Annotated in this window: 17 protein-coding genes; 2 read left to right on the plus strand and 15 right to left on the minus strand. The window is 49.8% G+C overall.

Going from position 1 to position 23993, the window contains the following annotated elements; all coding sequences use genetic code 11:
* Window positions 1–9: 9 nt before the first annotated feature.
* From PTQ21_RS22050 to PTQ21_RS22075, 6 genes are all read right to left on the minus strand, one after another.
* A complete protein-coding gene (locus PTQ21_RS22050; RefSeq protein WP_090995372.1) occupies window positions 10–645 on the minus strand; it encodes a Yip1 family protein in 636 nt (211 codons plus the stop codon).
* Entirely contained in the window at window positions 629–2080 is a 1452-nt protein-coding gene (locus tag PTQ21_RS22055) for an SMP-30/gluconolactonase/LRE family protein (RefSeq protein WP_420800340.1), read from the minus strand. The genes PTQ21_RS22050 and PTQ21_RS22055 overlap by 17 nt, the downstream gene beginning before the upstream one ends.
* A gap of 27 nt (window positions 2081–2107) precedes the next feature.
* Complete coding sequence (locus PTQ21_RS22060) at window positions 2108–2983, minus strand: carbohydrate ABC transporter permease (protein WP_063567966.1); 876 nt, start codon at window positions 2981–2983, stop codon at window positions 2108–2110.
* Between the two features lies 1 nt (window position 2984).
* Complete coding sequence (locus PTQ21_RS22065; protein ID WP_072733036.1) at window positions 2985–3941, minus strand: carbohydrate ABC transporter permease; 957 nt, start codon at window positions 3939–3941, stop codon at window positions 2985–2987.
* 19 nt (window positions 3942–3960) lie between these two features.
* Window positions 3961–6852 (minus strand): extracellular solute-binding protein, encoded by a 2892-nt coding sequence (locus tag PTQ21_RS22070; protein ID WP_274567157.1) that lies wholly within the window; start codon window positions 6850–6852, stop codon window positions 3961–3963.
* Between the two features lie 103 nt (window positions 6853–6955).
* A complete protein-coding gene (locus tag PTQ21_RS22075) occupies window positions 6956–8320 on the minus strand; it encodes an extracellular solute-binding protein (RefSeq protein WP_064637823.1) in 1365 nt (454 codons plus the stop codon).
* A gap of 303 nt (window positions 8321–8623) precedes the next feature.
* Between PTQ21_RS22075 and PTQ21_RS22080 the strand changes: the two genes are divergently transcribed.
* Complete coding sequence (locus PTQ21_RS22080) at window positions 8624–9391, plus strand: helix-turn-helix transcriptional regulator (RefSeq protein WP_079693666.1); 768 nt, start codon at window positions 8624–8626, stop codon at window positions 9389–9391.
* A 100-nt stretch (window positions 9392–9491) separates the two neighbouring features.
* On the opposite strand, the gene PTQ21_RS22085 is transcribed toward PTQ21_RS22080, so the two are convergent.
* The 5 genes from PTQ21_RS22085 to PTQ21_RS22105 form a co-directional block, all read right to left on the minus strand.
* The gene (locus PTQ21_RS22085; RefSeq protein ID WP_274567162.1) at window positions 9492–11123 is read right to left on the minus strand and encodes a response regulator; all 1632 of its coding nucleotides are present in this window, start codon (window positions 11121–11123) and stop codon (window positions 9492–9494) included.
* On the minus strand, window positions 11108–12865 hold the full coding sequence (locus PTQ21_RS22090) for a sensor histidine kinase (protein WP_274567163.1): 1758 nt from the start codon (window positions 12863–12865) through the stop codon (window positions 11108–11110). Before PTQ21_RS22090 ends, PTQ21_RS22085 begins: the two co-directional genes overlap by 16 nt.
* 75 nt (window positions 12866–12940) lie before the next feature.
* Window positions 12941–14521: an extracellular solute-binding protein gene (locus tag PTQ21_RS22095; RefSeq protein WP_420800383.1), complete on the minus strand. Its 1581-nt coding sequence runs from the start codon at window positions 14519–14521 to the stop codon at window positions 12941–12943.
* A gap of 200 nt (window positions 14522–14721) precedes the next feature.
* Window positions 14722–16281: a glycoside hydrolase family 43 protein gene (locus PTQ21_RS22100; RefSeq protein WP_274567165.1), complete on the minus strand. Its 1560-nt coding sequence runs from the start codon at window positions 16279–16281 to the stop codon at window positions 14722–14724.
* A 77-nt stretch (window positions 16282–16358) separates the two neighbouring features.
* Complete coding sequence (locus tag PTQ21_RS22105; RefSeq protein WP_274567166.1) at window positions 16359–17885, minus strand: glycoside hydrolase family 43 protein; 1527 nt, start codon at window positions 17883–17885, stop codon at window positions 16359–16361.
* A 197-nt stretch (window positions 17886–18082) separates the two neighbouring features.
* Between PTQ21_RS22105 and PTQ21_RS22110 the strand changes: the two genes are divergently transcribed.
* Window positions 18083–18991, plus strand: coding sequence for an AraC family transcriptional regulator (locus PTQ21_RS22110; protein ID WP_274567167.1), 909 nt, complete (start codon window positions 18083–18085; stop codon window positions 18989–18991).
* A gap of 318 nt (window positions 18992–19309) precedes the next feature.
* Here PTQ21_RS22110 and PTQ21_RS22115 read toward each other — a convergent pair whose 3' ends face one another.
* The 4 genes from PTQ21_RS22115 to PTQ21_RS22130 are packed head-to-tail and all read right to left on the minus strand — an operon-like array spanning window position 19310 to window position 23933.
* Window positions 19310–21034: an ABC transporter ATP-binding protein gene (locus tag PTQ21_RS22115; protein ID WP_274567168.1), complete on the minus strand. Its 1725-nt coding sequence runs from the start codon at window positions 21032–21034 to the stop codon at window positions 19310–19312.
* Window positions 21031–21888: an ABC transporter ATP-binding protein gene (locus tag PTQ21_RS22120; protein WP_274567169.1), complete on the minus strand. Its 858-nt coding sequence runs from the start codon at window positions 21886–21888 to the stop codon at window positions 21031–21033. Before PTQ21_RS22120 ends, PTQ21_RS22115 begins: the two co-directional genes overlap by 4 nt.
* Window positions 21889–21897: 9 nt before the next feature.
* Entirely contained in the window at window positions 21898–22911 is a 1014-nt protein-coding gene (locus tag PTQ21_RS22125) for a FecCD family ABC transporter permease (protein WP_072733045.1), read from the minus strand.
* Window positions 22908–23933 carry a FecCD family ABC transporter permease gene (locus tag PTQ21_RS22130; protein ID WP_063568420.1) on the minus strand — a complete coding sequence of 342 codons (1026 nt, stop codon included), beginning with the start codon at window positions 23931–23933 and terminating at the stop codon, window positions 22908–22910. Before PTQ21_RS22130 ends, PTQ21_RS22125 begins: the two co-directional genes overlap by 4 nt.
* Window positions 23934–23993 lie beyond the last annotated feature (60 nt).

Genomic DNA, 23993 nt, shown 5'->3' on the forward strand with positions numbered 1-23993 from the left:
TCTCCTTCCTTAGCCCCGGAGTACAAGTTCCTGATAGATGGTGGCTGCAAAGGACACAATCTGCTGCACCAGACTGAAGAACAGCAGGCAGAGAAATGCCATGAAGGCCATGGCAACCAACGTCAGAAGCATGGTCAGCACCGTTTTGGCGGGTGAGTATTGATGCACCGTCATATTGCCGACAAATAACAGGTATACCGTCCAAGCCGTGGCAGCCATGTTAAAGAAATAATAAAAGGCGGTTTCCTGCCCGGAAATGATCAGGCTGAGCCAAATCCAAGGAAACTGAATCAAAATCAGCGGAACCAGTGCAAAACACGTGGACATGAAAATTTCCGAGAATTTGCCCTCTCCGTCCATAAGCGTGGTGAGCGACCAGTTCGCTGTACACCAGAACAGCACCGGAACAATGACATAGACCATTTCCAGCAGGCTGTTCAATCGTTTCGGGTTATTGAAATTAACCAGGAAGCCACTGTATTGGGCCTGAAGGATCGTTGTTATTGTCAACAAACCCAAAATGGCCAATGCGATCATCAGCGTTGTTCTCTGATTCCGCTCGTATTTCAGTTCCCAATACCCGTCAAACGGATGAAATATGAGATGCAGCGGATATTGGATCAGCTGTCTACTTGATGCCTGCATTTGTTGTCCCCCTTCTCTGTCTGCGAACGATGGTCACGGTTACCAGCACGGCAACAATCAGAAACAGTCCCGACATGATCCATGAGAAATGCTCGCGGAGCAGCTCTTTGCGAAACAGAAGAAATGCTTTGGAATACCCTTCCCGTTCCATGCTTCGCTTAAAATATTGCGCAGATTCTGCATAATCCTTCTGACGCAGCAGCGCTTTTCCGATTCCTGCGTAGGCGTATTCAAGATTGGCATTCATATCTGCCGCTTTCGCAAAGCTTGCCGCAGATCCTTTCTCGTCTCCGTTGAAATAGCTTCGCACCGCTTCATGCAGTGTGCGTCCATATTCTGTCGTTTGAAATACAGTGATCTCGCCGAGCGCTTTGTCCAGCACAAGCATGCGGTCTCCTGCACGCTCCAGCGAAACAGGAGTGTTGAATTGTCCCAACCGGTTGCCGATGCCTCCGAACATGTGGAGCAAATATCCATCTCCGTTATAGGTAAACACTCGCCCCATCTTGGCATCAAGCACGGAATACATATCGCTGTCCCCCACGTCCACATCAACCAGCCGGGAAGGCCCTTTCTCATTGGTGTACAACAAATCCCCCTGCGGCGGATAGTAGCCTTCCCTTCTCAGGATGTCCGCGCCCTGCGCATTCAGTTTCTTAATCGGTAATCCCTTCTGGTCCCCGCTCGTTGCATAGATGAATCCTTCTTCGTCAATGTCCATATTGGTGAACTCGGTTGGTGTGAACATGACCATCTGGCTGCGCTGTTGACGGGTTGCGAATCGTTTCCAAAGATACTCCACCGGGTCGACCGATACCCTGTTGGCTCCGATAAACGAGGCAAAGGAACCGTCGGAATTAAACTCCATGAAGCCGTCAAAAACACCTTCAGCCATGACGTAAATCCGTTCGCCTTTATCCATAACAACCCGGAGCGGCTTGAATTGAAAGTCCGCTTTCAGCAGGTCGGATTGCGGCTGCTCCACAATTTTGATCAACTGCCCCTGCTCATCCAGATGAACCACCCGCTGATGATCCGAATCCGCAACGAGCAGCTGCCCATTGCCGGATACATACAATCCCTGCGGATTTTTGAAATAATCCTTCTGTCCGTCATGATCAAATGAATCGATAACTCGTCTCAGCTTCAATTCCCGATCCAGCTCGACGATTCGACTGTTGCCCGAATCCAGCACGTAAACCCGCTCATCGGCTGTGACATGCATGTCGTTCGGTTCTTTGAATGTGCCAATCTTCAGCTCCGTGCCTGTCACTATTCGGGTTGCCTCATACGCGGCAGGAGAGCGAACCGCTTCTCCCCAGTAGGAGTAGTTGTACGCGTCCGTTTGACCATCGGCAAAAGCCGTTGCCGCCGCATTTCCCAAGCACAGGAGGCAGGCAAGGCCCATCGTGAGCCATCCGCATTTTTTCCACATGCTTTTCAATATGTCGCTGCCCCCCTTCTACTCTTTCATACCGGAAGTTGCCATTGTCTGCATGACACTGCTCTGGGAGATGATGAACAGGACGATCGGCACGATCATGAGCAGAAGCGCTACCGCAGCGCCGACGCCTGCACGGGCAATTCCTCCCTGGATAATTTGACTGAGCGCATAATGCAGTGTTTTCAGATTTTCACTGTAAATGAAGCTTCCGCCATCGGTCCCCCACAACGCCGGAAACTGTAAAATCATAAGCGTGAGCCAGGCTGGCTTCACATTGGGCATCACGATACTCCAGAATATCCGGTATTCGTTGGCCCCGTCGATTTTTGCGGCCTCCAGCAGTGCATCTGGAATCTGCTCCATGAACTGCTTCATCAGGAAGAGACCCAGGGAAAAGGCGAGCGAAGGGACAATAATGGACGCATGTGTATTGATCCATCCTAGCCAGGACATCACCATGTAGTTTGGAATCGCCGTGACGTGTGGTGAGAACATCAGGGACAGGATGACGATGGTAAACAGCACCTTTGAACCGGGAAACCGGTATTTGGCCAGCGGGTATGCGGCTGCGGAAGCCAGCAGAATATGGCCTGCCGTTCCGAGCAGCGTAATAATCAGCGTATTGGCAATGTATCTGGTTAAAGGAACCCAGGAGTTACCCATCAGATTGATCAGGTCTGCAAAATTTTCTGTCGTCGGATTGTTCACCCAAAAGCGCGGCGGAAAAATAAACAGCTCATCCAGCGGTTTGAAGGCATTGTTAACCGTGTAGATCAGCGGCAATACCATGAATGAACCAAACAGAGCCAGCAGTGCAAACAACATCAGGCTGACGGTAAATGACCGATTCAGTTTTCTGGACATGCCGAAGACGGCGCGTACCTTGCTGGTCATGTCATTCACCTATCTTTCTCAGCATTTTTTGTGTCAGTATGTTCGTTCCGAGCATCATGGCGAACAAAACAGTCGCAATGGCGGACGCATAGCCCATCTCGAAACGGATGGTGCCGTAGTCCATCAGATGTGTTACGACGGTATGTGCCGCATAGTTGACGCTTGGAAAGCCAGCCAGCGCGATGGAGATTTCGGCGACGGCGAACGAGGCTGTAATTTGCATCACTGCGCCGAACATAAGCTGCGGTCTCATGGAAGGCAGTGTAATGTACCATAGCTCCTGCCAGCGGTTTTTGATGCCATCCACAGTGCCCGCTTCAACCAGCGATCGGTCGATGGTCTGGAGACCCGCAATAAAGGCGAGAAAGCTCGTGCCAAGGCTGAGCCACAGCTGTACGAGGATGACGATCGCCAGCACGTACTTCTCATTTGCAAGCCACAGGATTGGCTCCAGAATAACGCCGAGGCGCATCAGAAAGCCGTTCATATATCCATAGCTGTCTCCCGAAAAAATGATCAGCCAGATGAAAAAAACGTTGCCTGAAATGGAAGGTGCATAGAACACAAGCGTCATGATGGCCCGAATTTTGGGCGACAGCTCGTTGATGATCCACGCAAACAAAAAGCAGGCAATATAGCTGACTGGACCCGTAATAACGGCAAATAGCAGTGTATTTTTAAGGGCGATCAAAAAAACATCGTCGTTCAGGAACAGCCGCGAGTAATTTTGCCAGCCGACAAATCGGGGCAGCTCCAGCATATTGAAGTGAAAAAAACTGAGGCCCAGCGAGAGTCCGACCGGAATGACCGTAAACAAGAAAAAGATCAGCATAAACGGTGCCATCAGTACGTAATAGTGTCTGCTTAGGTACAAATCCCTTTTCAAAAGGGACCACCTGCTCGCTTGCCTAGCGTTGATGGCAGGCGCAGCGGGTGTCTTGGTGATTTCTGCCTGCAACCGTTACCCTCCCTTCCTTCTACTTCAGATTAAATTCCTTGCGCTTGAGCTCGATCTCATCGTCGATGTACAGAACATAATCGGACAAGGCTTCACGCGGATTCTCGTTTGCATTGACCACCTTACGGAACGCGTTGTCGAGATGTCGGCCCGTGAAATATCCACCGGGAACCTGGGGAATGCCCTCTACCCACTCCCACTGCTGCTCTAGGTTTTGATAATCCTTGACCGGCCAGGGCAACTGCTCTAATGCCTCGATGTTGGCGGTCGGATAACGCGCCGCTGCTCCCATCAGTCCCTCCATTTCCCTGCCATATTCAATCTGGGTCTGCTTGTCGGTCCACCATTTCATGAACGACCATGCAGCCTCCTTGTTCTTTGCGTTTTCCAGCATCATGACTGCACTCGTCGTGCTTGCCACCTCATGCCTTACGGAACCATCCTCCAGCTGCGTGCCCGGAACGATGGTGAAGTCCCACAGATTGCGGATCTCGGGCGCCATAACGGTCAACATGTTATAGGTTGTGTAATCCGCGATACCAAGCGGCATCTCCCCAGTACGGAAGCGGTTTGGAAAATCAGCTTTAAGCGGGAATTTGTAATTTGTATAAAATTGGGTCCACCTCTTGAACGCATCCATGGAAATTTCTGAATTCAGCGCGCTCTCCTTTTGATCTTCCGTATAGAACTCGCCATCGTTCTGGTATAGCAGCATGGCGAAGGTAGCGTTGGGTATCATGTTGGCATTGTTTGTTGTATCCTCGATTGGCAAATAGAACTCCATATTGTGCTTTTGCAGCACCGAGATGGCATTATAGACGTCCTGCCACGTTTTTGGCAGCTCCAAGCCAAGCTCGTTGAGGACATCCTTGCGATAGAACAGCATCGGAAAATGCTGCTGCTCTGGAAGAGCATATACCCCGTTGTTATAGCGGTAAGGCGTCAATCCGCTCTCGCGAAATCGGCTTGCAACCTGCTCAAAGTCCGGGAATCCGCTCAGGTCGGCTGCCGCATTACGCATCGCGTAATTGACCGGAATATCCTCGCCCATATGCATCGCCACATCCGGGCCTTCCCCGGCCAGCGTTGCAGGCAGCAGGATGTTGGGCGGAACAAGGCGTAGCTGCACCGAAATATCGGTTTCCGGTGTAAAGGATTCATCAATCAGACCTTTCAGCACCTGTGCCTGATCACGTCCGGTTGTAATCCATACGGTGATGGAATCCTTTTTCTGCTCCATGTTGCCGATGCTGTCATAATCCTCCGTATAGGAAGCGACGTAGGCACCCACTTCATGCTTCATCTGTTGCAGCACAGTTGCCTCAGCCTCGGGCAGCTTCTGATCCGGTGAGGATACCAAGAGGTAATCCAACGCAATGGGCTGTTCACGAACGGATAATATCCATGTCCCCAATCCGCCTACGTTGATCTTGAAGGTATCCAGACGTTTGGGCACCGTTTCCGGTCTTGCCGCCATATCCTCCAGCTGCACGACCATCGCATGTAATACGGCTACCTTGTCGCTCTGCTCACCTGTCGCCTTCTCCAAATAGTCGGCAACGGAACGGAGAATGTCGGCCTGCCGCTGGAATACCGCGGTCATCTCGGGAATGCGCTGTTCCAGCTGGTAATCCCTCAAAGGATCAGGATTGTTAGAGGTAATCATCAAAATTTTGCGGTACATCTCATTCAGATCCAGCACGCTGGATTCCACCGTGCGCAGCAGCGGAGCGATATCGCCCAGCGTAACCGTCATTCGCAAGCGATGTGTTCCTTTTGAGAGCTGGAACAGGTAAGGCTCGCTTTCACCAAGAACCCGTGTCTGCCATTCGGGGCTATAGTTAAAGCGAATGCGTTCCATTTCCTTGAATGGAACCTTCCCGTCGATCATCAGACTTCGTGTGGCATAGACGCCGCGAAGCTGATCCTGTTTCACCTTGAGTGCAATCTGGTACAGGCCATACTCCGGCACGTCTACATCCCATTCGATCCATTCGCCGGGAAGCTTCCAGTTGATGCCTCCAATGGCGTTGATCCGAATTTTGGATACATCATAGGGCTCAAGTGAAGGACTCGACCGATCCGAAATGGGGGCAAGGGTTGGTGACGATTTACTCACCGCCTTTTCTCCCTGTACCTTGAGCATGACAGCTTCCGCTGGCTTCAATCCTGCCGATTCATAAGTGGCCTGCAGCTCTGCGTAAGATGGAATGTCCTCTTCCTGGTACAGCTCGATATAATCGATCGCCATGCTTTCGCGCAGCGAGGTAAGCGACAGCTTCTGGTTGCCCTTTTCAAAATAAAACTGGTACGGCTCTTCGAAGTAACCGGCGCTGTCCTTGAATGTAGCAAGCTGCCAAACGGGCTTCTCCACCTGTCGTGGTCTGAGATCATTGCCACGATCATCCCTTCGCACGCTGTCTTCGCGGTTCCCCCATACCCTGTCAAATATCAGCACATCGGCTCCCCTGAACGGAACCTCTCCGTTCAGGGTCAGCTTCCGCTCAATGCCGGAGCTTTTGCCCGCGACGGGATAATAATGAACGCGGATCTGGTATAAACCGCTCGCCTGTACAGGGACCTCCCAGCTGATAGTGCCGACTTCCGGGGTGATGACCGCTTTCCCGTCCAGTCCGGCATATCCATTGACAACCTCGAACTCATCGTCCGCAGCCTGAATGAAAGATTCTCCTTCGATTCTTACGGTCTGCTCCGGCATGTCTGCGTTTGTATGCGTTGAGAGATAATGTTCATAGCTGCGTGGATCGTCTGTACCCGACACGGCTTCAAAATCCTCGCGCGCCTGAACGATGCCCGGACTGCGATCCCGCGCAGGGTAAATGCTCCATATGGAGAAGATCAACGCAATGGCGAGCAGCAGAATCAATCCTTTTTTCTTTCGTGACCGCATGTTCCAATATGTCCCCCTTCCTTATGGCGTGGAGCATGGTTATGGTGTGTCACTCTCCGGGGACAGTGCGTAGGGCTTTGCATCCGTTCCGGAGAGGACAGCATCATTTCTTTTGCTTGTATACCTCATCGATGGCTGCCTGGAACGGCGTCTTGTATTTTTCAATGACGGTTGAAACGGAAACACCATCGACCAGCTCACCGTTGAAATCCCAGAAAGGCAGTGACGGGAATGTATTGTGGTCAAGCACCAGCATGCCGTCAGCAACCGTTCTGGCATTTTCGATGTCAGCTTCGTCCGCCAAGTGAGTCTCCAGGGTCGATTGTCCGGGGTAATCGTAGATTGAATCGATCTCATTGATTTTTTCCCAGATATACATCAATTGCTCCGGATGCTCGACTGCTTTTGGAATCGTCAGCGCCTGATATTGCGACTCGCCAGAGTGGTACGCGCTTGCACTTGGCCCTTTCGGGAAAGGCAGGAAGCCGATATCATAGTCCTGCATATCTGTTTTGATGCCTTCGATCTCGTACATGGCGCCCGAATACATTAGCGTATTGCCCTGACGGAAGAACGTGGCCGGTTCAGTCCAATCCCCGCCTTCCGAGGCTCTGCCGACTTGCTCGGTAGCCATTTTGGAAACGAAGCTCAGTGCTTCTTTTGTTTTTGGATCATCCAAATTTTGCTTGTCACCATTGGTCAGTGAGGCTTCGTTGGAATACAGCACCGGTTCAAGCAGTCCCCTTTGGGCCAATCCCCAGGTATCGAGCTTGCCGTCGTTATTGCGGTCCTTGTTTGCCTTTTTGGCTACTTCAATGAACGTATCCCAGTTCCACTGATCTTCGTCCACATATTCCTGCAAGGGCTTCATACCTAGCTCCTGCATGAGTGTGCGATTATAAAAAATACCACTGATGAATGAAGATTGATCCTCGGTAAATCCGTAGCCCCTACCTTCGTACTGCATGTATTCGTTGGTCGTTTTCTGGTTGAACACCTTTTCGTTCTTGGTATACTCATCCACGGGCCATAACAAGTCTTGCTTGGTCAGTGCCGGAATAGCGTAGCTTTTGCCCAGCCGGACAATGTCGCCCAGCGGTTCTCCCGCCATCAGGGAAGCCACGACCTTCTCCTGGTATTCGCCAAAATCAATCGAAATGTATTCGATGTCAAAGTTGTGCTTTTTCTTCAGTGCTTCCAAGTTCTCGATTCGCTGAATGTTATCCGGGTTGCTATCGGTCATTTTCATGTCCCACCAGGCAACCACCTTGATTTTTCTTCCCCCCATGTCAAAATCCATCTCCGGCGTTGATGTCTCATTCTTAGGTTCTGTTTCATTCGTAGTTTGCTCCGCCTGCGGCGCCTTCGTTTCCGGCTCTGTCTGTGCGCTGGAGCCAGTGCTGCACGCGGTAATCAACAGCATGATTACAAGGACCAGGCTCATCAGCATGTACGTTTTTTTTCTCATCGTTGTCCCCCCTGAATGTGTTTTACAGTTTTCTATCAAAGTGTAGCTCTTGAATGAAAGCGCAAACAACCCGTTAAAGTAAAGGGGCTTACCCTGTCAAACTATGGGTTTTGGCAATTTGAATCCAGGTTGAAGCATTTTCGGCTTGAATTGGTAAACAAATGGTCCCTCCGCAAAGAGATGCACATTGTATGCGCTTTCTTTTATTCCCATAATGAAATAAAGACATGAGTCATACTAAGGACCGAGGGTTTTAGAGTGGTTCAGAGAGATTCAAATCAAGCGAAAGTGAGGTTTTGCTTCATGCATGACATCTTGCTTGTGGACTTCAGCGGCCACACGCACGGAGAATTGCAGAAGTTGCTGCGGCGCAGTAACTCCGATCACGTCATCGGAGACTGCGTAGTCTCTGCGTGCGCCGCCTTGTCAGCTTTGGCCGGTCGAGAATTTTCTGTCGTGCTCGTGAGCACCGGGGGATTTGCTGCTGCAGGTTTGTGGTTATGCCACTATATTCGAAAGAAAAGTCAGATTCCGATCCTTTTCATGGGGGGAGGGGATCATTTCAGGCTTGTACGCAAAGCGTTAGCATATCAGGTCAGCGATTATTTGCCAGGTCCGTTTCATGCCTCCGCCCTCCTGAACAGTCTGGATCGGCTCAAGTCCAGGCTTGATTCGGAGCCCGCGAAGAGACTTCCTTCTGCCTTCAGATCGCTGGTTCATTTGGAAGGCAAGCACGTGCATTCCAGCCAAGTGATCAAGATGGTAAAAGCTTATGTGCTCGATCACCTGAGCAGTGACATTACACTAAAGAGGATTTCCGACTTGCTTCATTTTAATTGTGCGTATCTTGGTCAAAAATTCAAAATGGAAGAGAACGTGTCCTTTAATCATTATTTAATGCAGCAGCGGATGGAAAAAGCCAAGCTGCTGTTGATATCCACCAATTTGCGGATTTACGAAATTGCCAGCGAGGTTGGATATACGGATACAGACTGGTTTTATAAAAAGTTCAGAGCATATACCGGGGAGACCCCCAATGTCTATCGAAAGCAAAAAACGTTCACCGCATAGTTGTGGAGCTGCCCCTTTGGGAATCATCAAACAAAAACAAAAGCAAGACCTCAGGTTCATCTCACCTGAGGTCTTGCTTCTGTTCATATCTACTTCTATTTTAACGGACCAAAAGGGATTCCCGGAATTCCTGGGGAGTCATGCCTGTCACCTTTTTGAAAAAACGAGTAAAGGAATGCGCTGCCTCATAACCAACCTGGAGTGCAACCTCCCGAACCATGAGATCGCTATTCCTGAGCAGTTCCTTTGCTCTTCTAACTCGCAGCTCGTCAATAAATTCGGAGAGGTTGATCCCCATCTCCTGTTTGAAGAAACGGGAGAGATAGGATGGATTGAAATGATGAAGCTCTGCCAGCCTCACTAGGGAAAGATCTTCTTCCAGATGCTCCTTGACGTAAGTACACAGGGAATGAATGACCGCATTCGCTCGCTCCTGCTCATCCGAGCCCTTGAAGCGTACGAGCTTGTCGGTTGCCTGATACAGCGCCTGCACGGCGTCCTTCATAGATGCATACTCGCTCAGACGAAGCAATCTGCGCTGATCGGGAATATCCTGATGCAGTCCCCATCGATTGATAGTCGAATACAGATACAGCGCCAGATTATAATAGGTTTCCATCGCCCTCTCCATCGTCACATCCTGTTGAAGCAGTTCATTGGCCAGCTCTTCAAACACTTCGTAAAATTGCTGAATTCGTCCCGTTTCCAAATACCCTGACATGACCTCAATTCGGCTGCTGACCCGTGTGAGCTCCCTTTGGCCCTGATTCGGCAAAGCATCATCAAGATCGGTAAGCACCATGGAAATGCCATCACCAATCTTCATCCAATGCAGCTGCCTCAATCGCTCGTATTGCCGAGTAATGTCGAACCAGTTGCAGCTTTTCCCGCTTAACGCAAAAGCCACCGATATGCCAAGTGAAGCCATGCAGGCTTCCTGCACCAATTCGAGTATACCCTCCAGATATCGGATCAGTGAATGGCCTGGCTCTGCTTCCGGATGTTTGGGCTGAACCAGCCATACCACATCTCCATAATGGTCTGTTACGCTGGCGTGAAGGGTGTGCTCATCCATCAGGGAAGAACCGATCCTTCGCGCTGATGCCTGAATCTGTGCGCGCTCCAGGTGCAGAGGGTTATCCTTATAATCAAATCGACCCAGCACAATGTAAACAGGGGCCGAGAGATGAAGACTCATGTCTCGCCTTGCCCATTCATCCTGAATCTCACTGGAGCAACCTGCCACATATGGTGTGGAGTTCTGTAGCACGTTCCTCAAATACTCTTCCTGCTGAAGCACCTCCAGCTGACTGGTTGCCTCTTGGGACTGCTCCAGCAATTCGTGCAAGCGGTGACTCTGCCGAATCTCTTGCATGACCTCCTCAACCACAGCCATGATCTTGTCATATCCTTCCGTTTTGAGTAAATAACGTACATTGGGCATTTGAAAAGCCTTGTAGGCATAATTAAAATCGCTGTAGCCGGTGAGAAAAATGACGCGGCAGTGCGACCAGTAAGCCTGGATCTGTTCTGTCAGTTCAAGACCGCTCATGCCAGGCATACGAATGTCTGTCAACACGATATCGATCCTTGAGCGTTCCATCCACGTTAATGCCTCCCTGGCTGAATAAGCTTTGCATACATCAAGCCGTTCCGGCATATGGCTTGCAAAGGTTTCGTAGAGGCTGTCCGTAATAATTTCCTCATCATCCACAATCAAAAGTCGATACATTCGCTTTCCCTTCCTTCCCTTCGGATTCGAATCGTGACCTTCAATCCCTGCAGCTCGCTTCTGGCCAAAAACAGGCCGCTTCCTTCCCCGAATGTCAGCACCAGGCGCCGATGAATATTCATGAGTCCGGTCATTTCATCTGAGCTGCCATCTTCAAGCAGACGCTCCTGAAGCGCATGAATGTGCAGGTCCGTCAACTCATGCCCGTTGTCCTCTACACTGATTTCAGCGATATTCCCCTTCATGCTGAACCGGACCCTAAGCATGCCCTGATCCGTCATTTTTTCAAGACTGTGCTCGTAAGCATTCTCAATGATTGGCTGTATGATTAACCGGGGAACACGAATCTGCTTCATATCCGGTGGCAGCTCCCCGAAGTCGGCCTGTATTCGTCTGGAAAAACGCAGCTTCTGAATTTCCGTATACACACTCGAATGGGCAGCTTCCTCCTCCAGTCTTACATGATCTGTCCCGTTTCGGGTAATGAACCTGAAATATTCACCAAGCATGTTGGCAAATTGCTCAATCCGCGCTGTATCCCCCGTTCTTGCGAGCGAATTGATAATGAAAAAGCTGTTATACAAAAAATGAGGATTAATCTGCGACTGAAGCTGCTTCAATTCGGCGCGCTGCATCATCATCGTCTTTTTGAAATCCCGATCGATAAGCAGTTGAAGCTTCTCAAGCATCTGATTGAACCGGGAGTACAGAAAGCCAAATTCATCCTTGTGCTTGTGCACGATGGGGATGTCCAGTACACCTGTCTCCATTTTTTTGAATCTTTTGACGAGCAACAGCAGCGGAATGTGAATCAGCCTGTAGCTGGAATAGAGATAAGCCGATATCGCGACGAAGGATGTCATTGCAAACAGCCAGGCCCAATGATAGAACTTGCTTAGTGGCCTCTTCACACTTTCCTCTGGTAAATACGTTGCTACCGATAAGCCCAATGGGCCCATATGGCTCTGGCTGACATAATAGCGTGTACCCTCGACCTTCACCTGAAAGCCGCCATGATCACTATCGGTGATGTGATCACGGTAGTAAGGGAGGATTAAGTCACGCTTGGAAACGTCTGTGATAATATGGCCCGTCTTTTCCTCAATGAGGAAGGAGCCACTGTCCGGGTACAGATTAAGCTGGGTCAGTGCATTTTGAAATTGCTCCGTATCCAGCTCGACCTGGACCGCAAACAGCGGTTCTTCTCCCTTCTTGCCAGTCAGGCGCACGGCACTCAGATTCATGGTGTCCTCCTTCACCGTAAAGCGCGCGCCTTTCCCCTGCATGCCGGAGCTAAAGTATTCATAGGAGGCTTTGTCATAATCATCGATGCCATGGGTGGCGGAGATGCTCTTGCCAATCGTGCGGATATGCACATGAACGTTCTTGATGTAAGCACTGCTGTTCTTGAACGTAGCCAGCCGCTCGGACAAATAATTCAATGTATCGCGGCGCTCTACCTGATCCATCATTCCCCACAGAATGGCGAGCCTGTTCAGCTTCCTGTCCTCAACGATGTCAAACTGCTGCAACTCCAGCCATTCAATTTCCCGATTCAATTCATCCAAATATCGGGTAAGCCGTCTTTCTGTTGACGAGGAAATTTCCTGGCTGGCATTGTCATAGCTCCAATTGTACAGATACAGGCCCAGGAGAATCAGTGGAAGAACAAAAATCAGATAGGTGATAACCAACCGGGCGAAAATGCTGCTGCGCCAGGATTGGGCAGGAAACTTAATCAACTCACTCCCCTCCATTGCTACAGGCTGGATTGTCTTTTTGCACATTTTGCATATGAAGGCACCATTGAGGAGCGGTCAGCGTTCCAGTGCTGTTTTGGTTTTGAGCCACGCATTAATCTCCGTTGTGATCTGTTCTCCGCCTAACTTGAGCCAACTCTCCACAAACTGGTCGAACTCTTCAATCGGTCTGCCGAGAATAATGTTCATGTATGCCTCAAGCTGAAGATCGTTCAGGATCATCTGCCGGTCGACCATCGTTTCTGTAATCCCCCCCGTGAATTGGTCATATAAAAGCTGTCCGTTCCGCTCGTAACCATCAGCTATGTTAAATGCACCTGTCGGTCCGTAGGTTTGATTCCAGCCCCAGCCGCTTTCAACTCCTTCCGTTACATAGGCCTCAACTCTTTTCTGAATAGCGGATGCTTCATCCTGAAGAACAGCAAAATTGCCGGAACGCTGCGCCTCCCGAATTTGCCGGTAAGCATCCAGATTTTTGGTTCCCGGAAAGGGGGTCACCGGCGATAGCATCCACACTGCCTTGGAATCGTCATTGTAGTACGTTTCATACTGCGCCTGCTCCCCCCAGTTGGTCTGCAAATGAAGATCCATAAGTTTCATCACCACTTCAGGATGAGCATAGTCCTTTCTGACGGCGAAATATTGCCAGGTATTGGTGCGAAGTGGCACTTTAATCTGATTGCCGGATTTAGCTACTATGGGGTAAGACTGCCAGTCCGCTGCTGCATCGTTCTCTCGGCTCGACTGAATCATGAAGGGTGTCCATTGTTCACCGTACAGCATGCCGATTTTTCCGTTTTTGATCAGTCGTACGGCCTGTGTTCCCTTCTTATAGCTGAATTCAGGGTCAAGCTGCCCCTCCAGGTACATCGTTTGCAGAACCTGCAGCGCCTCCCGGACTTCAGGCTGAATGCCGCCATAAACGAGCTTGCCATGTGGATCTTTAATCCATATATTCGGGTATGCACCATACCCTGCCATCAGACCGGCAACCCCCATGACCGGGTCCCACAGATGATTCGTTAGTGCAAGGCCGTAGGTATCCTGTTGGCCGTTGCCGTCAGGGTCTTCTTGTGTAAACGCTTTCGAAATCTCAAGTACGTCCTCCATCGTCTCAGGCGGCTGAAGTTCCAGACGTTCAAGCCAATCGGTTCTGATCCACAAGTACTGGGCTGTCTCGATGGAGGAGGCCGTTTCAGGTATCGCCATCAGCTTGCCATCGATGGTTGCCGCGTCAAAAGGCCCGCTTCCTTCCGCCTCCAGTATGCTCTTCGCAAGCGGCGAAGCATACGTTGTGTACACCTCGGACAGATCCTGGATCAGCCCCGCATTGCTCAGCTGCCTTAATTGGTATGGATTTACCTTCACAACGTCCGGAATTCGACCTGCAGCGAGGGAAACACCCAGCTTTTGACCGTACATATCTCCTTTGGCGATCCAGTCATAGCGAAGCTTAATCCCCAGGTCTTGCTCATATAACCGGGTCCAGCGATTGTCCAGCAGTGTCTCTCCCGGCATCTGGCTGATCATGCGCTCCAGATCATCCCCGGCCTCCCTGACAAAAGATACTTCTACCGGAGAACTGTATTTTTCGAAAATGGAATGATCCCCGGATGGCTGCCCATCCACCACGGGCATGCTTTGTCCTGAATATCCGCTCGTATGGTCTGTTGGTATACATGCACTGAGCAACAGAATGACAACCCACTTTGTTTTGGTTAAAGCAGAAATACGCACATCATGCACCCCCATTCGTCTGTAATGGACAACGTTTTTTGGCAACATTAGGAATTTTAACCTTTCTGATATTATAAAAAAAGCCGCCGGCTCGGCGACTTCTATGCATGTTTGTTCTCGTCCTCCGACACGATCACATCATATTTAAAATTCGAAAAATCAGCGCTGCTCCCGGTCACTCTCGTCGAATATAAAAACAACCCGATCCGGCAGCCCATAAAATGATCCAGCTTATAAATCATTTTGTGGGAAATGCCAAGCGGCTTCCACTCTATCCCCTCCAGATAGGAGAACGTACAGTCGTCCTGATTATTCACGAAGTTGCCAAAAGCCTTGAGCGTAACTACGGATCCTGAAACAGGTATCCTGGCATACTCGGTGGCAGGCTCCGTATCAACCAGATTGCCAAATATCGATGAGTCCTCGCTGTTTCTTGCCAGCATGACCAGGTAAAATTGCCCTTCAGTCTTCGTCAGCGCAATTAAACCGTATGTACCGATCAGGAAACACAAGCCTGCATAATCACCATCCTCCAGCCTGCTGCCATCCAGCGTAACGATTGCTTCACAGGCAGGGCCCATTGCACGCTGCGTCAGCGTATTAACCGCAAAGGTCAGATTGGGGCTGATGTGTGCGGTTTGAATCCGATACACCCCAGGCTGGTCGGTTACCGACCAGAGCGCATCATTCGGAGTGTGATTCCATTGCCAGACATCCTTGAGCCGTACCTTTCCTTCTGCATTCGCTTCATAGTGAAAATCATCGCTGCCAATTAGAGGTTTGTAGACGTGATCCGGTCTCGTACTCGGCACAACGATCTCTTTTGGCGCTTCCGTGGGGAACACCGGGATATCGTTCTCAAAGTGAAGCGGAACCAGCACAGGGATGCGGCCAACCGCCCCGTGATCCTGAAACAGCATAGCGTACCAGTCGCCATCCGGTGTATCCACGATTCCGCCCTGGGCTACACCTGAATTAAAATAGCCCATATCGTCGTTAAACACTTCTCCGCCAACAAATTCGCCTTCCAGGGAATCCGCCATGTAACACGCCTGTGTTCTTCGGCCGGTAGCTTGTGAAATATGAATCAGAAACACATAGTATTTTCCATTAATTTTGTAAAAATGGGCCCCCTCGTAACCGAGGAAATAAGGCTCTTTTTCTTTTACGATCATGCGCAGCACTCCACCGGGCTTGGGGCCGGACAGATCAGAGCTTAACTCGGTCAAATGAATTTCGGCATTACCATGGACCAGGTAAATTCGGCCATCTTCGTCGAAAAACAGGGAGCAATCATGATAAAAGCCTTCCACATACTGCTTGGTCCAGGGACCCGAGATCGTATCGGCCGTGTACAAATATGTCTTATGGTTATCGTTTGCCACAAAAATGACATAAAACTTATGCTTGTGATATCGAAGCGACGCTGCCCACATGCCTTTGCTGTAAATCTGCCTGCCTTGCTCCAGCCGCTGCGCGGGTGTATCGTCAAGTCTGTCGTACACATGCGTAGCCACTTCCCAATGGGTCAGGTCATAGGAACGCAGGATGACGCAGCCTGGCATCATATGCATGGTTGTGCTGACCATATAATACGTGTCTTCAACCCGAATCACATCTAGATCGGGATAATCGGCCCAAATAATTGGATTTGCATGCATGTTGGCCATTCTTCCTTTCTAGCTTTATTGGCCACACAATCTCAGCAGATATAATAGGCCCAAGTCTAGTTCCTTGCTTATTCAAAACTCCATTCCCTAATACTGATGCCTTGCTTGCCCACTGCTCCCCCAACCACCATATAGATGTCATGAACTCCCTGTGCATCTGTAATCCCGGTTGAATGCTCTTTCCATCGAGGTGATATGCCGGATTTAGGTGATCCACCCGATGCCGGAATCACAAGCTGCCCAATCAGTAGTCCGTCCGGGCGATCCAGATGAAGCTCCAGTACCGCCTCCGCGCCTTCATTGGAGATTGCAGCTGTAAAGCATGCCGCCCCTTCATTGCCAAAATCAACCTTCGATAACGCAATCCAGCTGCCTCTTTCCATCTCGGTAACAACAACCTCAGAATCGGCACCAGCCGTAGGCTTTGATGTACTTAATCGCTCCGTCTTCACCCCTGCGCTCCATCCCATTGTGGCAGCAGCTACCCTCTGATAAGGATTGAACAGCTTGATCTGTTCAACACCTTCATAATCTGCGGCCACCTCGTTCATACGACCATCTGCTTCGTTGAAGCTAATCTGGTTCAGATGTGTCGAACGATAACCATCAGGAACCTCCATCGCCTGTGATAACGTCTGGGCGTGATAAGCAATATACCAGTGATCCGCAAATTGAAATATGGCATGATGGTTGTTGCCGCCAACGCCAAAAAAGTGACCCGGATTTCGCAGGACCGTTCCTCTGTACGTCCATGGACCCATTGGCTGGCTGCTCGTCATGTAAGCAATCTCGCCGGGTGGCGGACTGCCCTCTGGACGAAAACCCTCGTCAAAGTTAGAGCAGTAGGTAAAATAATAGATATTGTTGAATTTGTGAATCCCCGCATCCTCAAACATGTACGGAGCAGGGATAACCCTCGCCCGGCCCACCACACTGGTCATATCTTCACCCAATGGCATAACTCTTGCGGTATCCGGCCTCTCTGCTCTCCCTTCCGGTATGCCACCCCCAAAATAGATATAAGCTCTGTGATCATCATCTACCAGCACGGCCGGATCGAACAGCCACGTCACATCCTCAACACCCGGAGTCTCTCTGGTAATGAGCGCTTTTCCAATAGGATCTGTCCAGGGCCCGACCGGACTCGGGGCTGACAATACGCCGATGCCGCTGGCATTGTTTGAAAAATAAAGGAAGAATCGATCCTGCCCGTCAATAATCTGATGGGCAGCGGCTGGTGCCCAGGATTGAGTGGCCCATGTGGCTGCGCCTTGGGGCCCTGCCACATGAATCTCACCATGATCTGACCAGTTAACCAAGTCGTCTGAAGAGATGACTATTATGCGGTTGATCGAGTGGAAACTGTTTTTCTGCGGATTGCCCTCAGAATCATATTCCAGCTTATCACTCGTCATGTACAGATAGACACGCCCCTCGAACACCAGAGCATACGGATCGGCTCCAAATTTATGAGCAACCAAAGGATTTTTATTTGGTGGAAGTTTCCCTATGGCCTTACTGATCTTCACAGCAGCTATAGATGCATGATTCTGTTCCGTTTGTTCCCTCGCATTTGAAGCAGAATTGTAGTTCATCAGTCGTTCCTCCATTTGAGTTTGATATACATCTTATCGCCGCTCTGCGATTTGCCAGATCCAGGTTTAAAATGCAGGGAAACGCTTGCAATAGCAGATGCAGCATGTTAGGTTGATTACAGTTTAAGGTAAAGCTGATTACATTTTCATTGCGTATTCCGCTCTATTTATTGCGCGAAAGGACAAGGAGGTGCTATATGAACGGATCCACTGAATATTTTTACGATCCCATCCAGTCCGAGCTTTTATATCTTCATCGCGTAACTACGTATCCATTGGAAACAATCTATCATCGACATGATGCATACGAGATCTACCTTTTTATTCGCGGCAATGTCAACTTTTATGTGGAGAACCGATGTTATCATCTGGAGCCGGGGGATTTGCTTATTATGTCTCCGGAGGAAATGCATCGCGCCTTTATTTTGGATGGAACCGAATATGAACGAATTACTATCAATCTAAAAAAAACATATCTTTGTCAGTTGTCGACTCTATCAACCAATCTATCCGCATGTTTTGATCATCGTCCAAAGGGACAACAAAACATCGTTCACTTAGATGATTACCATATGAAGCAGATTTTGCATTTAACTAGCGAACTGGAGGAATTGCTTGATTCAAATGTATATGGAACGGATGTTAAAACCAACGCAGTCATTGCACAGTTATTGGTTCTCATTAACAATTCGTTCCACAATAAGTCCTCTATACCAATCGATATCATGCCAGAGATGGTACGTAAAACAATGGATTATATTGAAGCGCACATTTCCCAGGAGATTACGCTTCGCAAGCTTGCCGAGGCATTTTATATGAACAGCACGTATATCAGCCGCCAGTTTAAAAAGCATACCGGACTAACGATCCGCTCTTACATCTTGAACCGTCGTATTGAATTGGCGAGATATTACCTATCAGGCGGGGTGAGCATTACGGATGCCTGCTTCCAATCGGGGTTTCGCGATTATGCCAATTTTATTCGAACCTTCACCAAAATTACCGGAGTCTCTCCGGGCAAATATAGCAGACAAGCACAAAATATTCCTGATCCATCCTTTGCACACTATGCAGCATTAAACCCGGCAAAGGATGGTCAAAAATAAACCCCTGCAATGAAGAGTGTTCAACAACAACATTGAGCAATCCTACCCATTAGATTAACGAATTGACAGGCGAAAATCGTTTAGATACATGCCTAATCGGTAATCGGAATATGTTCTTGTCCATTCAGGCAATCGGTACAAGTTCTTCTCCTTGGCTCGGGACAAAAACTGTTACCAACCTTCATATCGTGCATTCCCCTAAAAAACGCAGTGTACAGTCCGGCAGGACCGGACCGCCGCTCACAATCGTTAGAATTTATAATTCAGTCATCGTCGTCCTGTCCTTCTCCTGTTTAGTCTTGTTTGTATTGGTTACGTTCAAGAGGCTTGTGTCGCATACAATCGTGCATAAATACCTCCGCTATGCAGCAGTTCCTCATGCGTACCCATCTCGGCAATCTCTGTACCCTCCAGCTCAACGATCTGGTCGGCATGACGGACCGTCGATAGCCGATGGGCAATCACCAGTGTTGTGCGATCCTTCGATATTTCATCCAGTGCCTGTTGGATCTCTTGCTCGGTCTTGGTATCAAGCGCCGATGTGGCTTCATCCAGAATGAGGATCGGTGCATTGCGCAGAATCGCCCGTGCTATCGAAAGGCGCTGTTTCTGCCCTCCAGACAAACGCACACCGCGTTCACCAATTACCGTATCGTAGCCTTGCTCCATCTGAGATATAAATTCATGCGCTTTAGCTGCTTTAGCTGCGGCAATCACATCTTTCCGTGTCGCGTCCTTCCATCCATAAGCAATATTGTCATACACCGAGCCATCAAACAGGAACGTATCCTGCAGCACCATTGAAATATTGTTACGCAGGCTGGAAAGCGTCACATCACGAATATCGATGCCATCCACTCGAATCGATCCCGCCTGCGGGTCGTAGAATCGGTTAACGAGACTGGCCAATGTCGACTTACCCACTCCTGTGGTGCCTACAAGAGCTACTGTTTTTCCATGATCAATGGTCAGGTTCAGCCCCTCTAGTACAGGCGAACCATCTTGATAAAGAAATGTGACATCTTGAAAGGAGATCTGTCCTTGTACACGCGGCAAATGGACTGCGTTTCGCTTCTCCTTTATGTCTTCCTCTTCTTCCAGCACATCATATACCCGTTTAAGGCCAGCAGAGGCTCGCCCTGCCATTTCCACCAAGCCGGAAAAAGACTTTATCGGTTGATAAAACATACCTAGGTAGGCAATGAATCCGATGATATCAGCAATGCTTACCTCGCCTGTTGCCATCAATCTGCCGCCCAGTATCACGACAAATACAGTCCCCAGTGTGGTCACAAATGCCAACAACGGCAAAGAGGTTTCATAGAACAAACTGGCGCGTAAATAGGTCTTCGAATATTTCATAGCCAGACGAGAAACGTTGACCCGCTCCTCCTCCTGTCGATTGAAAATTTGGATTTCTTTCATGCCCGACAAATTTTCCTGCACCTTTCCAGCGATATCTCCCCGAGCTTGGGAACTCTCTCCCCACAGCGGCGACAAGTGCTTGCTTTGCCATACCGTGATTACAAGCAGCAACGGAATCGTGATCAGACTGATCAGTGCCAGCTTCACATTGATCGTCAAGAGCAGGATGCCTACTCCGATAAAGGTCAGTCCGTTAACGATAAAGTCAGGTATAGCATGGGCAATGAAAATTTCCGCTTCCATCGCATCATTCACAACGCGCCCGGTCAAGTCACCCGTCCGGCTTCGATGGAAATAGCGCAAACTCATCTGCTGATATTTGCTATACAATCTTGTTCGTAAATCCGCCACGTAATGAAGTGCGGCATAATGGTTCATATAGCCTGCCAGTGATGTTCCGATGGCTTGCAAACAGGTAGCTCCAAGTAGCAATAAACCAATCTTCAATGCTTCTGCGGCAAACTGACTGCTACCTTCGGTCGCCAATTGTGTCAACGAACGGAGCGCCCAGGGCAAATAAAACCCGGCAATTGTTGCCAGCACGATACCGACTAATCCAATGCCTAACTGCAACCAGTATTTTCGTGCGCCCAGCAAGACACGCCATGCGATTTTCATGTGGCAATCTTCTCCTCCTGCTCCTTATCATTTAAGAATCCTTGATCCGCCCCTTGGCCTCTACGCTTATCACGCAATATCTCGTACGTCACATACACTGGTCGCCCCGTTCGTGGTTCCAGCATAATTTCGGCATCGATGGCAAACACCTCACGTAGCGTCCGTGCCGTCATTACGCGCTCTGGCGAGCCATGCTCCACCACCTGACCATCACGAATCGCCACCATATAGTCGGAGAAGCGTGCTGCCAGATTCAGGTCATGCAGCACCATCACAATCGTAACCTGCTGACTGCGATTCAGTTCATAGAGCAGCTCCAGCACTTCAAGCTGATGTGCCAGGTCCAGATAGGTGGTGGGTTCATCCAGCAGGATCAGATCGGTCTGCTGGGCGAGTGCCATCGCAATCCATACGCGCTGACGTTGACCGCCAGAGAGCGTATCGACCTCGCGATGCTCAAACGCTGTAAGCAGTGTAACTGATAGGGCCCAGGCAACTACTTGCTTATCCTCTTTGGAGAGCTTGCCGAAGCCCCGTTGATGAGGAAAACGCCCATAGGCCACTAATTGACCGACCGTCAAACCGCTCGGTGCAGTAGGCGTCTGCGGCAGAATTGCCATCTGCTTGGCCACTTCTTTGGTGGACAGTGTGCAAATATCAGCACCATTCAGATAAACCGTGCCATTTTTCGTCTTGAGCAGCCGACCGACTGCCTTTAGTACGGTTGATTTCCCGCAACCATTGGGGCCAATAATCGAGGTAATCTGTCCACGCGGAATCTGCAAATCCAGTTCTTTTACGATAAGCGTGTCATTATAGGCAATATCGATTTGTTGCGCTGTAATACTCTCCATGACGTCCTCCTAATTGGCCTTCGATAGTAAATAAAGAAAGTACGGAACACTGATGACCGTAATGACGATTCCCGTCGGCACATCTCCCCCCAGGCTAACCGTGCGCGTAATTGTGTCAGCCAGCACCACGACTAATCCACCGGTCAGGCTGGCAGCCGGAACGAGCAATTTGTGATCGGGCCCGACTAGTTTTCTTGCCATGTGCGGAGCGATCAAACCAACGAAGAAGAAGCTTCCGCCCACGGCCACACTGCCAGAGGATAAAGCAACAGCAGCGATCGACAACCCCAAAAACTGCCGCTTCACGGCAAGACCTAGTCCTTCTGCCGTCTGATTGCCCAGATGGAGGGTGTTGAGCATGCGAGACTTGTAGAAAATATAGCCGAGTAAAATGAAGACCCATGGTGCCAGTACGGAAATATAGCGCCAATCAGCGCCCCACAAGCTTCCCGCCAGCCAGTGCAGCATGAAATCCATCTGCGAATCATTCAGCTTGAGTGTCAGGAAGGTGGTCAGCGCTTCATACCCGCTTCCGAGCGCGACCCCGGTTAAGATCAAGCCGATTGACGAGATATCTCGCCCACGGCGATACGATAATAAGAAGATCAATCCCGCCGCCAACAATCCACCAACAAAGGCCAGTAGTGGCAGGGCAATAAAGGAGCCCTTTCCTGTCGATGCGATGAATACGACGAAGAACAATACAAACAAACCTGATCCCGAACTAATCCCCAGTGTCCCCGGACTAGCCATGTCATTGCGCAGCAAACTCTGCATCACGACCCCAGCCGCTCCCATTCCCAGACCTACCAAGATCGACAGTGCGATTCGTGGCAACCGAAAATCAAACACGATCAGATTTTGCTTGTCGGTGCCGTTTCCCACGAGAACATTCAACACTTCTAGCGGTGAAAGATTCATCTTGCCAGAATTCATGCTAATGATAGCAAACATAAGGATGAGCACCATAAGCACTACATTGATGATGATGCCCCGTTGCATCGTATAACGCTGCTTGATCATTCAGATTCCCTCCTTTGTCTGCGAGCCAGGAAGAGAAAGTACGGGACACCAATGATAGAAAATATAATGCCAATCGGCGTTTCGAACGGCTTATTGATCAAGCGTCCAGCCAGATCGGCTGACACGGTCAGCAACGCACCATATAACGCAGCCGCCGGAATAATGTAACGATAATCGACACCGACCATGTATCGCACAATATGTGGGGTAATCAGACCAACAAAACCGATCGGGCCAACCACGACAACAGCCAATCCAGTCAGGACGAGCACGATAATCGTCGATAATCCCTTGACCAGTCCGCTACGAATACCGAGTCCACTTGCCACATCATCCCCCAAACTGAGCAGTGTAACAGAAGGAGATAGCGCCAGCGCCAGCAGTACACCACCAACAAATAGCGGTGAGATAATCAGCAATTCACCCCACTTGACCCCCGCTGTACTGCCTGCCGTCCAGAATGTCAATGCTCGACCCAAGTTATAATTGATCGCTAAATACTGACTGAGTGCACCAAATAGCATGGAGATGGACAGTCCTGCCAGTACCAGCCGCTGAGGCGTCATCCCGCGCTTGCCCATTGATGCGATGAAGTAAGTGATCCCGGTCGCGAGCGCTGCTCCCAGACAAGCAAACAGCATCATCTGTCCATACGAATAACCCGGCAGAAAAGCCAGGCAAAGAGCAATCGCGAATGCTGCCCCAGAGCTGATCCCCATCAGCCCGGAGTCGGCCAGCGGATTGCGCGTCGTTCCCTGCATAATAGCCCCGCATACCGCAAGGCTGCACCCGACGATCAGATCGGCTACGGTACGCGGAAGACGTAGGGTTTGAATAATGTGATGCTCAGTGAGCGTTGGATCAAATCGGAAAATAGCCTCCCATGCAGTCGCTAACCTCATGTCGGCGGCGCCGAAGCTAATCGACGCCGCCGACATGAGAACCGTTAATCCAAGCCCTACCACCATGTACATGGTGAAGTTCACCGCCCCACGGCGTTTTTGTTCAGGCTTGTTTTTCATCACGTTTTCCTTTCCTTACATACTGACAGTCATATTTGTAAATTGGAGTACTTCTTTATA

Source organism: Paenibacillus marchantiae, assembly GCF_028771845.1.
In the GTDB taxonomy this organism is placed as follows: Bacteria; Bacillota; Bacilli; order Paenibacillales; family Paenibacillaceae; genus Paenibacillus; species Paenibacillus marchantiae.